General features: G+C 65.5%; 13 protein-coding genes. All 13 read left to right on the forward strand.

Annotated elements, in window-relative coordinates:
• Positions 1–7 precede the first annotated feature (7 nt).
• Positions 8–625 (forward strand): nucleotide-binding protein, encoded by a 618-nt coding sequence (locus V4F39_RS06855; protein WP_332288568.1) that lies wholly within the window; start codon positions 8–10, stop codon positions 623–625.
• 10 nt (positions 626–635) lie between these two features.
• On the forward strand, positions 636–1,508 hold the full coding sequence (locus V4F39_RS06860; RefSeq protein ID WP_332288569.1) for an alpha/beta fold hydrolase: 873 nt from the start codon (positions 636–638) through the stop codon (positions 1,506–1,508).
• Between the two features lie 285 nt (positions 1,509–1,793).
• Positions 1,794–2,123, forward strand: a complete 330-nt coding sequence (locus tag V4F39_RS06865) for a hypothetical protein (protein ID WP_332288570.1) — start codon at positions 1,794–1,796, stop codon at positions 2,121–2,123.
• A 533-nt stretch (positions 2,124–2,656) separates the two neighbouring features.
• Entirely contained in the window at positions 2,657–2,875 is a 219-nt protein-coding gene (locus V4F39_RS06870) for an alpha/beta fold hydrolase (RefSeq protein ID WP_332288571.1), read from the forward strand.
• 360 nt (positions 2,876–3,235) lie between these two features.
• Entirely contained in the window at positions 3,236–6,451 is a 3,216-nt protein-coding gene (locus V4F39_RS06875) for an FG-GAP-like repeat-containing protein (RefSeq protein WP_332288764.1), read from the forward strand.
• Positions 6,452–6,455: 4 nt separating this feature from the next.
• The gene (locus V4F39_RS06880) at positions 6,456–10,508 is read left to right on the forward strand and encodes an RHS repeat-associated core domain-containing protein (protein WP_332288572.1); all 4,053 of its coding nucleotides are present in this window, start codon (positions 6,456–6,458) and stop codon (positions 10,506–10,508) included.
• Positions 10,509–11,649: 1,141 nt separating this feature from the next.
• A complete protein-coding gene (locus tag V4F39_RS06885) occupies positions 11,650–11,976 on the forward strand; it encodes a hypothetical protein (RefSeq protein ID WP_332288573.1) in 327 nt (108 codons plus the stop codon).
• A 49-nt stretch (positions 11,977–12,025) separates the two neighbouring features.
• A complete protein-coding gene (locus V4F39_RS06890; protein ID WP_332288574.1) occupies positions 12,026–12,364 on the forward strand; it encodes a hypothetical protein in 339 nt (112 codons plus the stop codon).
• Positions 12,365–12,692: 328 nt separating this feature from the next.
• Complete coding sequence (locus V4F39_RS06895; RefSeq protein ID WP_332288575.1) at positions 12,693–12,890, forward strand: hypothetical protein; 198 nt, start codon at positions 12,693–12,695, stop codon at positions 12,888–12,890.
• Positions 12,887–15,202, forward strand: coding sequence for a cohesin domain-containing protein (locus V4F39_RS06900; RefSeq protein ID WP_332288576.1), 2,316 nt, complete (start codon positions 12,887–12,889; stop codon positions 15,200–15,202). Before V4F39_RS06895 ends, V4F39_RS06900 begins: the two co-directional genes overlap by 4 nt.
• A 16-nt stretch (positions 15,203–15,218) precedes the next feature.
• Positions 15,219–15,680 carry a type II secretion system protein gene (locus V4F39_RS06905; protein WP_332288577.1) on the forward strand — a complete coding sequence of 154 codons (462 nt, stop codon included), beginning with the start codon at positions 15,219–15,221 and terminating at the stop codon, positions 15,678–15,680.
• Positions 15,680–16,051 (forward strand): type II secretion system protein, encoded by a 372-nt coding sequence (locus V4F39_RS06910; protein ID WP_332288578.1) that lies wholly within the window; start codon positions 15,680–15,682, stop codon positions 16,049–16,051. The genes V4F39_RS06905 and V4F39_RS06910 overlap by 1 nt, the downstream gene beginning before the upstream one ends.
• Complete coding sequence (locus V4F39_RS06915) at positions 16,038–16,538, forward strand: type II secretion system protein (protein WP_332288579.1); 501 nt, start codon at positions 16,038–16,040, stop codon at positions 16,536–16,538. Before V4F39_RS06910 ends, V4F39_RS06915 begins: the two co-directional genes overlap by 14 nt.
• Positions 16,539–16,547: the final 9 nt, after the last annotated feature.

A 16,547-nucleotide genomic window follows, 5' to 3' on the forward strand; every position in this document is an offset into this window, starting at 1 on the left:
GGTACCGATGCCGGTGGTCGTTGTCGCAAATCCGAAGGGCGGCGTGGGCAAGAGCACGCTGGCCACCAACGTGGCGGGCTGGATGGCGCGGCAGGGGCGGGCGGTGATGCTGGGCGACGTCGATCGCCAGCAGTCCTCCCGGCAGTGGCTGGCGCTGCGGGCGCCGCAACTGCCCGTCATCCACGGCTGGGAGGTGGCGCGCGACAACATCGTGCGGCCGCCCAAGGGCACGACCGACGTCGTGCTCGACACCCCCGCCGGCCTGCGCGGCAAGCGGCTCGACGAGGTGATGAAGATCGCCGACAAGGTGCTGGTGCCGCTGCAGCCCAGCCTGTTCGACATCCAGGCGACGTACGCCTTCCTCCAGGAGCTGCAGGCGCACAAGCGGGCCGACCGGGTGCGGATCGGCATCGTCGCGATGCGGGTGCGCGAGCACACGCTGGCGGCCGACCAGCTCAGGCACTTCCTCGACGAGCTCGGCGTGCCGGTGGTGGCGCAGCTGCGCGACACGCAGAACTACGTGCAGCTCGCCGCCCACGGCCTGACGCTGTGGGACGTGGCGCCCAGCCGCGTGGAGCGCGACCTGCCGCAGTGGCAGCCGCTGTCGGCCTGGCTCGACGGCTGAGCAACGCCCCATGCGGATCGAGATCGCGCCGGGGGTGCGGCTGTTCGTCGACGTCGAGGGCCCCGCCTTCGTGCCCGACGGCACCGGCCTGCGCGAGAAGCCCACGCTGCTGCTGCTGCACGGCGGGCCGGGCTTCGACCACAGCAGCTTCAAGCCGCTGTTCTCCCGGCTGGCCGACGTGGCGCAGGTCGTCTACTACGACCACCGCGGCCATGGCCGCAGCGACCCGCGCCCGAGCGAGGAGTGGACGCTGGACACCTTCGCCGACGACGTGGTGCGGCTGTGCAGCGCGCTGGGCATCGAGCGGCCCGTCGTGCTCGGCCATTCGTTCGGCGGCTTCGTGGCGCAGCGCTACCTGGCGCGGCACCCGGCGCACCCGGCGGCGGTGGTGCTGTCCAGCACGTCGCCGCACCTGGGCCTGGCGCGCAAGCTCGCGGTGTTCGAGCGGCTGGGCGGGGCCGCGGCGCGCGAGGCGGCGGAGCGGTTCTGGACGCAGCCGGGCGCCGGCACCTGGGCCGAGTACGAGCGGGTCTGCCTGCCGCTCTACAACACGCGGCCGGCCGCGGACCCGCAGACGTCGAAGCGCATCCGCTTCCGGCCGGAGATCCTGTTCGCCTGGGCGGGCGGCGAGCAGCGGTCGATGAACCTGCTGCCCGGCCTGGCGGGCGTGCAGTGCCCGGTGCTGGTGCTGGTGCTGGTGCTGGTGCTGGCCGGCGACCAGGACCCGGTGTGCCCGCTCGAGGACGCGCAGGACATCGCGGCCGCGCTGCCGCTGCGCTGGTCGCGCTTCGCGTGCGTCGAGGGCGCCGGCCATGGCACCTGGCGCGACCGGCCGGACGAGGTGCTGGCGCGGCTGCGCGCATTCATTGGCGACGGCGTTTGAACTGAGCCGGGCGCCGGCGAGAAAGCCGATGAGTCTTGGCTTGTCGAGCTCGCTACAACGATCCACCGCGAGGCATGACCTCGATCCGGTCTCCGAGGACTTCCGAGTGCGCCAGGCGGTAGCTGCTGAGCTTGCGACGCTCGGCCATTCAAAGTTGGAAAAGAACCAAGTTACGTCAACGAATGTTTCAAATTAACACATAATCGAGCTTCGCTTTTCGCAATAAAGATCAATTCACATGCAAAATAAACTACCATTTATCAGTGGTAACAAATTTTACGACCGATGAAACTGGCCAAAGTGCTCGTCTGTCTTTTGGTTTCCGTGACCAAGCCGGCCCTGGCGGAGGGGCCAGGCTGGACCATCAATGTGGCCGTCAAAAAGTTGGTGGTTACCGCTGATGGGGGCGTCAATGTCTCGCTTTCGCCGCCATTGAGTAATTGCACCTCCAATGCCGGCTACGGGCCAGCCTTTGCGTCTGTCTACCCCAGTCATCCGGGAATTGATCGAATAAAAGCGAATCTGTTGGCGGCCTATTTGACGGGTGGCATTGTCGCGCTGTATTTTGATGACAACAGATGCCGTGTGACTGAAATAATCGTCGGCGGCTGGTAGGCCAACGCTGGGTAAAATGTCGCTCAATTAATGCGGTATGAGATATGCGAGGCGACTGCCCCGTCGAGCAACACTGCCCCGCCCGCTGCAAAGCCACCCCCAATGGCTCCTGCCCTGCTGCCGACCCCGGTAGTTCCCCGGGTTGTTGCCCACGTACGCGTACAGGTTCAGACCATCCTCGTGCCCGCCAAGTCCGGCTGTAAAAACCGCCCGATCACCGGTGAGTAGAGCCTCGCTTGTAGCCTTGCAGTAATACAGCTCCAGGTACGGCATGTACAGCTGCCCCGTGTACCTCGGTCTCGCACCCGCCGCCTGGTTCGGCTCCCCGAAAGGGCCGTGGCTGTACGCCCCCGTCGCGTTGCCTGCCGCGTCCGAACTCGCCACTCGCCGAACGTAGACACCTGGGCCATGTAGGACCGCGTGTGCATGTCGCTCTACAGCACCCGGCCGCCGGCCATTCCGCTGGTGCCGCGGCGCAGGCGGTTCACCCCCGACATCCTCTTCGCAGGGGCGGGGAGGGCGAGCAGCAGTCGATGAACCTGCTGCCCGGCTTGGCGAACCTGCAGTGCCCGGTGCTGGTGCTGGCGGGCGACCAGGACCCGGTGTGCCCGCTGGAGGATGCGCAGGACATCGCTGCCGCGCTGCCGCGGGGGGTCGCGCTCCGCTTGCGTGGAGGGTACCGGCCAGGGGACTTAGTGCGGCCGATGAAGCGTCGGCGCTGCTGCGGGATTTCATTGTGGGTGTCCCGCTGACCTAGCATCTGTAAACCGCAAATGTGATCTTTCATGGCAAAAAAACATGGAAATTTCAATCAAGTCAACTGATGCCTTCTGATGAAGTGGTGTATTTGTTTCATATTGAGCATTTCATGCGTACGATGCATCGGGATGCAATGACTCGCTGAAGGCGACGATCGGCGTGTCTTGGCTGGAGAGGTTCTGAGGGCCCTGGCACGGTAGACCGGCAGCAGTCCGGCGGTGCAAGGGAATGGAGAGGCGGCGCGCCGGCCGAAGGGGCAGGGTGCGTGCGGGGAGGGACGAGGGATGAGGGAAACGGGCGGGCTGCTGGGCGCAGCCGTGTTCGGTGCGGCGCTGTGCGTGCACGGCGTGGGCATGGCGCAGGTGAGCGTGACGGGCAGCGGCACGGCGGCATACAGCCATGCCATCGCGGTGCCGCCGGGCGTCTCGGGCATGCAGCCCAACCTCGGGCTGAGGTACGCGAGCGGGGGCCTCAACGGCCCGGTGGGCCACGGCTGGTCCCTGCAAGGGGTGTCGGCGATCACGCGCTGCCCGTCGACGGTCAAGGTCGACGGCGTGTCCAGAGGTGTTGCGTTCGGTCCCGGGGATCAACTGTGCCTGGATGGTCAGCGACTCATTCAAACAGACGCATCAGGGACACCGGCTTCCTTCCCTCAGACCTCCAATGCGATGGGGGTCTTGGGAGGCTACAGAGAGTACCGGCTCGAAAACGACACGTTCTCTCGGGTGAGGGCCTACGGTGTGTCAGGCGGTATGGGCACCTTAATAACAGATTCGTTGCTGTCCTTCAACGGGCCGCAGTACTTCAAGGTGTGGACCAAGGCGGGGCAGGTGTACGAGTACGGCGCGTCGCCGTCGGTGGGCACGCTGGCCAACGCAAGCGTAAAGGCTCAAGGCACGGCCAAGGTAGCGGTGTGGGCGGTGGCGCGCATCAGCGACGTCAAGGGCAACTACATCGATTTCCGCTACGAGCAGCGTGACGTGGCGTGGGGCAGCGTGATGCCCGACGGCCCGGCGGTCGGCCGCGAGTGGAATCTCAAGGAAGTGCACTACACCGGCAACACCGCCACCGGCAGCGTGCCGACGGCCAAGGTGGTGCTGACGTACGTCGACCGCACCGACGGGGCGGAGGCGTACCAAAACGGCTCGAAGAACGTGAGCGTGCGCCGGCTGGACAAGATCGAGACCTACGTCAACTCGGCCAACCCGACCGCGCTGGGCCCGGCGGCCGGGGCGATTCTCGTCAAGCGCATCGCGCTGGGCTACAGCCTCAACCCCTCCACCATCCGCTCGCGGCTGACCACCATCACCGAGTGCAACGGCGCGGGCGTGTGCCAGAACCCGGTGAGCTTCACGTATCAGAACGGCGGCGACGAGACGTTCAAGCAGAACCTCGTCTTCGCGGGCGGAGCCCTGCCCACCACGCCGATGTACACGAGCGAGCGCAAGTTCGGGACGGAGGTCATCGACTACGACGGCGACGGGCGGGCGGACCTGCTGCGCTGGGGCGGGGTGGATCCGACGCAGAACAAGCTATACCGCAGCAATGGCGATGGCAGCTTCACGGAAGTCACGGCCTTCAACATCAAGGGCGCTGACGAGGGGCTGTTCTCCGATGGCGGCTGCCAGGGCAGCATCCTCACCGACTTCAACGGCGACGGCCTCGTCGACATCCTGCGTTATTCCAAGGTAGGCGACACCGGTTGCGGAGCCAAGCCCACTTACCTGTACCTCAACCAAGGCACGGGAGCCTTCACGCGCGTGACGGTCACCGCGCCAGACCTTGCACAGCGCAGGGGCGTCATTGGCTGGTGTACCAAGAACGAATCCGGCAGCAGTGACTGCATGCCGGCCCAGGGTGCGACGTTCTATGTGCTGGACGTCGACGGCGACGGCAAGCCCGACATCGTCCGCAGCACGAGCTTCGGCAATTCGGAAGCGGCCGGCTGTTCCGCGTCCTCGCGTTGCACCTGGGTCTACAAGGGAGCGGGAGACGGCACCTTCACGCTGATGCCGACGTCGCCGACGGTGCAGGCGTTCAGCCTCTACCAATGGTCCTCAGGCGCCGCGCTCAACCAGCAAAGCGACGTCATCGACGTGGACGGCGATGGTCTGCAGGACATCGTGCTGCCCGGCAAGATCTGGCGCTCGCTGGGCAACGGGGACTTCGAGCTCCTCACGCAGTCGACCGAAGTGGCCGACTGCAAGAACAAACTCGACTACAACGGCGACGGCCGCTCGGACTGCCTGTACCCGTCGAGCGCCCGCAAGTCCAAGCTGATGGCCTCGACCGGCATGCTGCTGAAGAAGGCGACAAACTTCGACGACGCCTGGGGCATGCTGGGTGGCAGCTACGGCGTGCGCATGGTCGACCTCAACGCAGACGGCCGTACGGATCTGATCCGTTGGTCGGACGATGGGACCCAGACTTGGGCGTTGATCTCCAAAGGAGACGGCACCTTCGCTAAATCGAGCAGCTTCAACCTCAACACCGACGCACGCAGGCTGGTGACGAGCGGTGGGTCGTTCACCTTTGTCAACGGCGACTTCCTGGGCAACGGCAGCCAGCAGATCCTGCGGCTGAAGGAATCGCCGGCAGCCGGCGAAGGCACATCGAACCAGCTGTACGTGCGCACGGACCCCTCGGTGCCGGACCTGCTTGTCAGCGTCCTCAGCCCCTCGGGCCTCAAGACCACGATCAGCTACGCCTCGATGGTCGGCAGCGGTCGCTACGCCGGCGACCGCGGCACGATCGACAAGGCGATCTACCCGATGGTGGACCTCACGGTCGCCGCGCCCGTCATCACCACGGTCGAAACCGACACCGGGGTCGGCAGCAACAAGACCCGCACCGAATACGCCTACCGCGGGATGAAGGCCGCGCTCGATGGCCGCGGCGTGCTGGGCTTCCGGCAGACGACGCAGCAGACCACCGGCCCGGAAGGCAGCGCGGTGACCGTGCGCACGAACTACCTGATGGACAAGCCGTACGCCGGCGTGGCGCGCTCGACCGAAACCCGCCTGGGCACCTGGGACCAGCCGGGCGCACCGCTGCTCAGCCGCACCACCAACGTCTACTGCGACCGCAGCTCCGGCGCCGACCCCAACACCGCCACCGACGCGGTGCCGTGCCCGACCAGCGCCAAGCTCACGCGGCCGTACCTGCGCAAGAGCGTCGAAGAAGGCTGGGACCTCAACGGCGCGGTGCTGCCGGTGGTCACCACCGTCAACACCTACAACGACTACGGCGACCCGACCGCCATCACGGTGACCACGCAAGCCGCGGTCGCCGGCGCGCCGCGCAGCTACACCAAGACCACCAGCAACACCTTCTGCGCGCCCGACAGCGCGAACTGCCCCAACAAGACCAGCGGCGACAACTGGATCCTCGGGCGGCTGACCGCCAGCACCGTGACCGCGAGCGCGCCCGACCTGCGCAGCGCGCTCACCACCAGCCCCGGCGGTGCCGCGCAAGCCACCGCCACCGCCGGCACCCTGCCGGCCGGCGCCAGCCTGCCGGTCAACCCGGCGGTGCTGTCGGTGATCCTCCAGTTCCTGCTCGAAGACTGACCGTATGGCCCGCCTGAACTTCCTGCGCGCCGTGCGCGCAGCCGGTGTTGTCGTTGCCGCCGCCGCCGCCGTCCTTGCCGGCCCGGGCGCCCACGCCCAGGCCGTCGGCGACCCCTACAACTACAGCCGCAGCAGCAGCTTCGGCTACGCGGCCGATGGCCTGCTCGAGTCGGAAACCGTCGAGCCCGGCAACCCGCAGCTGTGCGTCACCACCAGCTACGCCTACGACAGCTACGGCAACAAAACCAGCAGCACCACCGCCGGCTGCGCCGGCGCCAGCGGGCTCGCGCTCTTCGACAGCCGCTCGTCCAGCGTGGGCTACGCGACGCACACCGTCAGCGTCAACGGCAGCAGCGTCAGCGTGCCCGCCGGCCAGTTCGCCACCAGCAGCAGCAACGCGCTGAGCCAGAGCGAAAGCCGCACGTACGACCCGCGCTTCGGCGCCGTGCTCGCGCTCACCGGCCCCAACGGCCTCGTCACCAGCTGGCAGTACGACGACTTCGGGCGCAAGGTGCAGGAAACGCGGGCCGACGGCACCAAGACCGTCAGCTACTACTGCACGCTCGGCGTCAGCTTCAACGGCGTGGCCATCACCACCGCCACCAACAGCCCCGGCTGCCACAACGGCGGCGCCCCCGCCATCCCGGCGCCCGCCAGCGGCGAAGCCCCGGCCGACGCGCTGCGCTACGAGCACACCGTCTCGCTCGGCAGCAACGGGGTGCAGATGGGCCCCTTCACGCGCGTGTACTTCGACCGCGCCGGCCGCAAGCTGCGCACCGTCACCCAGGCCTTCGACGGCGCCGACCAGCTCGGCGGCACCACCCAGCTCGTCGTCCAGGACATCGACTACAACGCCTACGGCACCGCCGTGCTGCAGACGCAGCCGTACTTCCTCGCCACCGGCTCCAGCATCGCCGGCGGCGGCGGCGCCTACGGCATGACGCTCACCGAGGTCGACGCGCTCGGCCGACCCACCGCCGCCTACACCACCGACGGCCAGGGCAGCGTGGCCAGCAAGGCCTTCGGCAGCCGCGGCAGCCGGCGCGCCGCCGTGCTCTCGACCGCCTACGCCGGCCTCGTCACCACCACCACCGACGACAAGGGCCGCCCCCGCACCGAGGAGAAAAACGCCGAAGGCAAGGTCGTGCGCGTCACCGACGCGCTCGGCGCGCAGCTCGTGCACGTGCACGACGCCTTCGGCAACCTCGTGGCCACCAAAGACGCGCTGCAAAACGTCACCACCATCGCGTACGACGTGCGCGGACGCAAGCTCACGCTCAGCGACCCCGACGCCGGCGTCACCGGCTACTGCTACGACGCGCTCGGCCAGCTCAAGGCCCAACAAACCTCCAACCAGCGCGGCAGCCACGCCGCCGGCGCCTGCCCCGGCGTCAGCGGCGCCGGCAGCACCGCGCCCACCGTCGCCGGCTGGACCACCATCGCCTACGACAAGCTCGGCCGCACGACGCACCGCATCGAGCCCGAGTACGCCACCAGCTGGACCTACGACAAGTACGCCGACGGCAGCACCTGCAACAAAGGCGTCGGCAAGCTCTGCCAGGTCACCACCACCCACGGGCTGAACCGCAGCTACGTCTACGACACGCTCGGCCGGCCCACCGACACCCGGCTCACCGTCAGCGGCGGCCCGGCCTTCGCCAGCACGGTGAGCTACGACGCCACCACCGGCAAGCCCGCGTCGCAGACCTACCCCACCGGCGTCAAGCTCAACTACGTCTACACCGGCAAGGGCTTCCTGCAGTCGGTCACTTTGGGCACTGCCGTCACCGTACAACCCCGGCCGGCGACCCCCGGCGGCGCGGCCGCCGCCGCCCGCACCCTGAACGCCGGCAGCGAACTGTGGCGTGCGATGAGCGTGGACGCCTGGGGCGGCGTGCAAAAGCAGAGCTACCACAACGGCATCCAGGGCTGGCGCGAAGCCGAAGCCGACACCGGGCGCGTGACGAGACTGGCCGCCGGCGTCAACGGGGGAGCCGGCGTCATCGACCAGCGCACCGCGTGGAACAGCGTGGGCCAGCTCACCAGCCGCATCGACGCGCTGGGCGATGGCGCCAGCGGCGTGCAGGTGCTCGACACCTTCCAGTACGACGCGATCGGGCGGCTGACGAGCTACCAGGTCTCGGGCAACAGCACGCCGGTGACGCGCACGGTGAACCTGCAGTACAACGCGCTGGGCATGCTGCTCTACAAGAGCGACGTGGGCCTGTACACCTACGGTGCGCAGGCCACCGCGGGCGTGCGGCCGCACGCGCTGCAGCGCGTGGTGGGGGCGAACAACGTCGACTACGGCTACGACCTCAACGGCAACCTGCAAAGCGCGAGCGGGGGCAAGTACCGCAGCGTGTCGTACACGAGCTTCAACCTGCCAGACGGGCAGAGCGGGATCGGCGGGCCCGGGGGCAGCCCGCGCTACACGTGGCTGTACGACGAGAACCACCAGCGCTTGAAGGAAGTGCGCAGCAACGCGCAGGGCACGCGCACGACGTGGAACCTGCACCCGCACAACCAGGGCGGGCTGGGCTTCGAGCGCGAGGAGGCGCCGGCCGGCGCGCAGAACCGGCACTACCTCACCGCGGGTGGCGGCGTCATCGGGGTGCTGGTGACGACCGGGGCGCTGCCCACGCTGGCGGGCACGGCGCCGCCGGTGGCCGACACCGTGACGGCGGTGAAGCTGGAGTACTGGCACAAGGACCAGCTGGGCAGCCTGGTGGCGACGACGGACCACTGGGGCACGGTGACGGCGCGCTATGCGTACGACCCGTTTGGCAAGCGGCGGTACACGACGTCGGCGTACGACGCGAACGGCAACCTGGTGATCGACTGGACGACGGACACCAACGCGGGGACGGACCGGGGCTTCACGGGGCACGAGCACCTGGACGACGTGGGGCTGATCCACATGAACGGGCGGGTGTTTGACCCGACGCTGGGGCGCTTCATGCAGGCGGATCCCTTCGTGCAGGACCCGCTGGCGCTGCAGAACTACGACCGCTACGCTTATTGCTACAACAACCCGCTCACTTGTACCGACCCCAGTGGGTATTTCAGCCTCAGCAAACTCTGGAAAAAGCTAAGGCCGTTTGTCGGTATTGCCATCAGTTTTTGGTTGGCACCGGGTGCTCCGATTTGGGGTGCAGAGTGGGGCTTCCTTGGCGCGACTGGAATCACGTCGCCACTTGCACAAGCTGCAGTTGCTGGCTTTGTGGGAGGGGCAGTGGGCTCCGGCTCACTACAAGGCGGTTTACAAGGTGCGTTCTCTGCAGCGATGTTTTTCCAGGCAGGCGATCTGATCAGTGGCGCAGGAGTGTTTTCGAGCCTGGGCGGGATTGCGGATCCGATCGGACAGGTCATGGTGCATGGTGTGGCGGGATGCGTCACCAGTGTGGCTGGAGGTGGAAAATGCGGGCCGGGTGCTATTAGTGCGGCCTTCTCGAAGGCGGCTACCTTCGCGCCAGGAATGAAAGAGATTTCTTCTGCCGTCCGCGAGCGTGGTGACTTCATGGATATTGCCAAAGGGACGATCGTAAGCTCTGTTGTTGGTGGCACAGGTTCCGTGTTGGGGGGTGGAAAGTTTTCGAACGGCGCCCAAACTGGCGCATTCAGCTACCTCTTTAATTGGCTCGCTCACGTGGGTGTGAAAATGAAAGTTCCCTTGGTTGGTGGTGCCTCTTTCGGAATTGGTGTCTCGAATAATGCTGGATCATGGGATGCGGGTGTCATCATCGAATCCGACCTGCCAGTGGTGCATGCAGGCAAGCTTCTTGGCAAGACAGCCGTGGAGATTGGGCTTCAAGAAGGCGATTTCCTTAGTAACAAGGGAGAGCAGTCTCTGAATATGGAGGCGGGCTATAAGGCTGCTGGTGTCAGTGTGCAGAGAAGTGCCGATGGAAGAATTACTGGGGGCGCAGTTTCATTCGGTCCACAAATGGGCTTGGAAGTCAGTGGCCAGCAAACTCGAACGCTGTCGATTCGGAATGAGGTGATTCCTGCGATAAAGGGTGCTATTGACAAGGTGAAGAATTGGTTTGGATCTTAGCGCCATGGATGCAGTTCTGGTTTTTCTGTTGCTTTCGCCGGCGATGATTGCAATCGCATTCTGTTGCTACTACATGGTTACCTTTATTCGAAGCAGGAGGGGTGGCTCAACACGCAGTAAAATGATCGTCGGGTTTTTGGGCCCATTGTCAATTTTTTTCCCAAAAGCAATGTCGAATGAGTCAAGGAAACATCTTTCTAGGTTTATGGCGTCGGCTTTTATATTTATTGGTTATCTTGTAATTCTTGTTGTGTTATTTTCGACTGGGGCGTCGAATAAAGGTGCGGGCTAAAATAATATTCCAGCTCAGAAAAAAGAGTTGGGCCAGATGTGTCGTTCTCATAAGATTTGAGGAAACGTTTAGGCAAACAAACCCTGGTGTTAAGAGAGTGACAGAAGAGAAAAAGTAAATGCCTCGGTTTTTGTTGGCGGTAGGGGCTGTCGCGATTGTCGGTTGCGTTGTTTTTGGGCTTATCGGATTTGGAGTGGTTCCGGCGATCAGTCGGCGAAGCAATGCACGATCCTGTTGGGATGTGGCCGATGGTAAGAGCCGGGCGTGATGGATTCGGCTTGCTTGGTGCTGCGTTGGACGAGTTCGTTAAGGACTTTATTGTTGAGATGGTCACTAGTGGAGCCACACCCCTAGTGGGCGATAGAGCCGCCAAATTCGGTTGGAGCCCGCTCCATTAACACGAGGCAGACCCGAGGCTTTTGGCTGACGTTCTTATTCGTGATTGGCATGCCTCCGGTGCTGATCCGGGTGTAGATGGGGTTTGGTTTGCATTCCCAGCGGTTTGGAAATGAGCGGAGCAAGGCGAACGATGTTCACCAATCGCATTCGTCTCGCAGTTGCGCAAGACGTTTTGGGTGCGCTTCTCGCCCATCGGTCCGAAACGGCCATCCAAGTGTTGGACGCCGTAAACCCCTATTCCGCCCGTCTGAACAAGATCGAGGCGATGGCTTTGACTGCTCACTAAAGAATTTCATAACGTCGGCGATGGTGGTAAAGACATATTGAGGCCGGTTCTTGGCGCGCGGCAGCCGGGAACACCACTGCACTCTCTGGGAAAAATACGGATTACTGATTTCTGTTGATTTAAGATTATGGCAGTTTCCATGGGTTAACTATTGAGGTGTCTCCATGAGAAAATTTATTGTTTTTCTGATCTTTCTCGCGAATTTCGTCGTGCCCGTCTCTGCACAAGTGGGCGTCAACTACATTGGCGGCACGATGACGAACGTCACGATGGTCCCGCAAGGTCTGTTGGTGATGTTGAGTGGCGGCCCGCCTTCTAATTGCAGTGGTACGCCAATTAACTGGATGCTGATTACTGAGTCCAATAAAACGATGGTGGCTGCAGCGCTGCTCATGTGGTATGCGCAAGCAGATAAGTCGGTCACGGTTTATACAAGCTCATATACGGGTTCCGGCTTTTGCCAGATCAACCAGTGGGATCCCCTTAATTAAATTTAGTGCCTGGTTGAAATTGATAATTGACGGGGCGAGGAGAATGAGGGTGGAGGTTTTTAAGAATTTCCGTGTCGCACGCCTCTTGGTGTCTGTGCTGGGTTGTTCATTGCTGCCAAATGCTTTCTCTCAGGAATATATTACCGAGCTGAATAAGTCAGTCTCAAGGCTGGGAGCGCAAGGGGCTGCATTCTACGTTTACTTCAAAGAAGGTGTTTCGCGTACTTGCAAATGGGATCTTATATACATAGCTCCCGATCGGCGTGGCATGTATGCCCAGTTACTGGCGGCGAAACTGGCCGGTCGACGGCTCAATCGGATCGATTTCACGCTTACAGCAGGCTCAGGGTCAATTTGTAACCTGGAGCTGGTCGAGATGGTCGAGTGATTCAGTGGGTGAGATGAAGCCGTTCCTACGGTGGGCGCTGATTGGCTCTATCGCGTTGTCAATGGCGGCCCTATGGTGGCCGGAGCCAGTGACCCCAAGCGTTGCAATAGGGTCCCCTGAAAAACAGCCAGCGGTGTCGGATTCCTTGGGCGCTCATCTCCCCGCAAAACTCCCTCGTCAAACCTTCGAACTCGCTGAATTCGATCCCTTTGTCGGTGCGCAGCCTCCGGCACCTTCTGCGGCAGCGTCCGTCAAGACGATCGCAGTCGCCGAGGCGCCGCCACCGCCGCCGTCCCCGCCACCCGCCCGCTACCGCTACCTCGGCCAGATGACCGACCCCAGTGGCGCCCAACGCATGTTCCTCGGCAAAGACGACACGATGGTCCCGATCGAGCCTGGCACCGCGCTCGACGATGGTTATGTCGTCGATGCCGTCGAAACGGATGCCATCCGTCTGCGCCATCCGCCCACTGGCACGCAGATCAGCATCACCGTACCGCCCCCTGAAGAAGAGGCCCGCCGGTGAGCCTGCTGCCCCGCCACCCGCTGCTCTGGGCCGCGGGCCTCGTGCTGCTCGCCGGCTGCGCCCAGCAGCGTATCCACGATGCCTCGCGCACCTCGCTTGCCGGCGGCGACTACGAAGCCGCGATCGGGCAGCTCGAGGGGGGCTTGAAGGAACATCCCGATAGCGCCTTGCTGCGCAGCACGCTGCTGCAGGCCCGTGCCGAGGCCCAGGCCCGGCTCGTCACCGAGGCCGCCACGCTGCGCGCCGCCGGCAAGTCCGATGAGGCGCGCGAGACCTTGCTGCGCGCCCAGGCGCTGGACCCGAAGAACACACGCGTCGCCGCGCTGCTGAACGAGCTCGATGTCGACGTGCGCCAGCAGAAGGCGCTGGCGGACGCCGAAGCCGCACTGGCCAAGCGCCGGCCCGAGGCCGCGCTGCGCACGGTCGAGCGCGCCTTGAAAGACAACCCCCGGCACGCCGGGCTGCTCGCGCTGCAGCGCTGGGTCGAGCTTGATCTGCGCCAGGCCCAGGCCCGTGCATCGCAAGGCGTGCTGGCCGAGTCGCGGCCGATTTCGCTCGACTTCCGTGACGCCAACCTGCGCACCGTGCTCGACGTCGTCTCGCGCAGCAGCGGCGTCAACTTCATCCTCGACCGCGACATCCGCAACGACAGCCGCGTCACCGTGTTTTTGCGCCAGGCCAAGGTGGAGGATGCGCTCGACCTCATCGTCGGCACCAACCAGCTGGCCAAGAAGGTCATCGACGCGCAGACGGTGCTGATCTACCCCAACACGCCCGAGAAGAAACGCGAGTACCAGGAGCAGATCGTCCGCGTGTTCTACCTCGCCAGCGCCGAGGCCAAGGGCGCGGCGACCTTCCTGCGCAGCATGCTCGGCATCAAGGAGCCGTTTGTCGACGAGCGCAGCAACATGCTGTCGATCCGCGACTCGCAGGAGAACGTGCAGCTCGCCGAGCGGCTGCTCGCGCTCTACGACGCCGGCGAGCCCGAGGTGCTGCTCGAGGTCGAGGTGCTCGAGATCAGCTCGACGCGCCTGACCGAGCTGGGCGTCAAGTTCCCGGACACCTTCTCGCTCACCGCGCTGCCGCCTTCGGGCAGCAGCGGCCTGACGCTGGGCAACGTGCGCGACCTCGGCCGCGACCGCGTGGCGCTGTCGATCGGCGGCCTCACCGTCAACCTGCGGCGCGAGGTGGGCGACTTCAACACCCTGGCCAACCCGCGCATCCGCGCGCGCAACAAGGAGAAGGCCAAAGTCATGATCGGGGACAAGATCCCGGTCATCACGACGACGACCAGCACCGGTGGTTTTGTCTCGGACAGCATCAGCTACCTCGACGTCGGCCTCAGGCTCGAGGTGGAGCCGACGGTCTTCGCCGACGACGAAGTGGCCGTGAAGCTCGCGCTCGAGGTCAGCTCGCTCGGCACCGCGGTGCGCACGACCTCCGGTGCGCTGGCCTACCAGATCGGCACCCGCAACGCATCGACGCTGCTGCGCCTGGCCGATGGCGAAACCCAGCTGCTCGCCGGCCTCATCAGCCGCGAAGAACGCAGCAACGCGAGCCGCGTGCCGGGCGTGGGCGACCTGCCGGTGCTCGGGCGGCTGTTCTCGAGCCAGCGCGACAACGGCCAACGCACCGAGCTCGTGCTCGCGATCACGCCGCGGGTGCTGCGCAACATCCGCCGCCCCAGCGCGAACGAAAGCGAGCTATGGGTCGGCACCGACGCCTCGCCGCAACTGCGGCGCGCGACGCGCGGCCTGCCGCCGGACGAGCCCGTCGAGGCCGGTGACAAGCCCGCGCCGGTCGGCCCTTCATCGTTGCTGTCGCCGTCGATGGGCCTGGGCGCCGCGCCGGTGCCGCCCGGTGCCCCCGGCCTCCCGCCGCCGGCGGCAGCCGTGCCGCAACCCAGCCGCCTGAGCTGGGGCGGCCCCACCGAGGCCAAGGTCGGCGACACGATCGAGCTCAAGCTCCAGCTCGCCGCGGCGGGCCCGCTGCGCGGCATGCCGGTCGACATCGGCTACGACAAGCAGAAGCTGCAGTGGCTCGGGGTGGAGGAGGGCGGCTTCTTCCGCCAGCAGGGCGCGCAGACGAGCTTTTCGTACAGCAACGACGCCGAGGCCGGCCGGGTGCGGCTCGGCGCCTTGCGCAAGGAGGCCTCCGGCGCCGCAGGGCAGGGCGAGGTGGCGACGCTGCGCTTCAAGGCCTTGACCGCCGGCGGCGCCACCGTGCGCATCGAGCAGGCCACCCCGGTCACGCTCACGCCCGACACCTCGTCGGCGGTGCAGCACCAGCCGTGGTCCCTCACGGTCAAGTGACGGCGGAGCCAAGGCGATGCATCGCGGACGCGGCTACACGCTGATCGAATTGCTGGTCGTGCTGGCGCTGATCGCGCTGCTCGGCTCGATCGCGATGCCGTTGGCAGAGGTGACCGTGCAGCGCGAGAAGGAGCGTGAGCTCAAGCGTGCGCTGTGGGAATTGCGTGATGCCATCGACGCCTACCACCTCGCGCGCCAACGCATGGGCGCCGAGGGCGCCGCGAGCTATCCGCCAAACCTCGAAGCGCTGACGCAGCCATTGCCCGACGTGCGTCCCGGCGGGGGCGGGGTGTTGCGGGTGTTGCGCCAGGTGCCGCGGGATCCCTTTGCCGATCCGCTGCTGCCGGCCGAGCAGAGCTGGGGCTTGCGCAGCTACCTGTCGGAATCGAAGGAGCCGCGCGCCGGCGCGGAGGTGTACGACGTGTATTCGCTGTCGCCGGCACGCGGCCTCAATGGCGTGCCGTTGAAGGAGTGGTGATGCATCGCGCGGGCCGGGGCTTCACCGTGATCGAGTTGTTGGTCGTGCTGGCGGCGCTGGCCTTGCTGCTGTCGCTCGCCACGCCGCAGTACATGCGCCACCTGGACACGGCGCGCGACGTGGCGTTGAAGGAGAACTTGCGCCAGATGCGCGACGCGATCGACAAGTTCCATGCCGACCAATCGCGCTATCCCGCGGTGTTGCAGGAACTGGTCGATCGGCGCTACCTGCGTCGTGTACCGGAAGACCCGGTGACGAACCGCGTGGATTCTTGGGTGCTCGTCCCGCCCCCGGCGGGCAGCGGTGTGTACGACGTGCGCAGCGGCGCACCGGGTCCGTCGCGCGACGGGAGCGCCTATGCAACGTGGTGAACCCGGGCGGGCGACCGCGCCGCAAGGCGGCTTCACGCTGATCGCGTTGTTGGTCATCGTGGCGGTCGTCGGCTGGGGGCTGGCCTTTGTCGGGCCGGCCTGGTCGTCGCAAGCGCATCGCGAGCGCGAGCAGGAGCTGCTGCGCATCGGGCGCCTGTACGCCGAGGCCTTGCAGCGCTACCGCGAGATGTCGCCCGGCGGCTTGAAGACCGGCCCGGCGCGGCTCGAAGACCTGTTGCTGGACACCCGGTTCCTCGGCACGGTGCGGCACCTGCGCCGGCTGTACCCCGATCCGATGGGCGCTGACCGGCCGTGGGGCCTGGTGCGGGACGCGCAGGGCGGCATCGTGGGTGTGTTCAGCCGCAGCGAAGAAGAGACGGTGGCGCAAGGGCCGGTGTGGGTGGTGGATGGACTTGTTTTGCCACCGGCACGGAAGTACGTCGATTGGAAGTTTGTGATGCTGCCGGTGACGGCTGGACGACTTTAGAGGAGAGAG

Origin of the sequence: Aquincola agrisoli, assembly GCF_036621135.1 — a bacterium.
GTDB lineage: Bacteria > Pseudomonadota > Gammaproteobacteria > Burkholderiales > Burkholderiaceae_C > Aquincola > Aquincola agrisoli.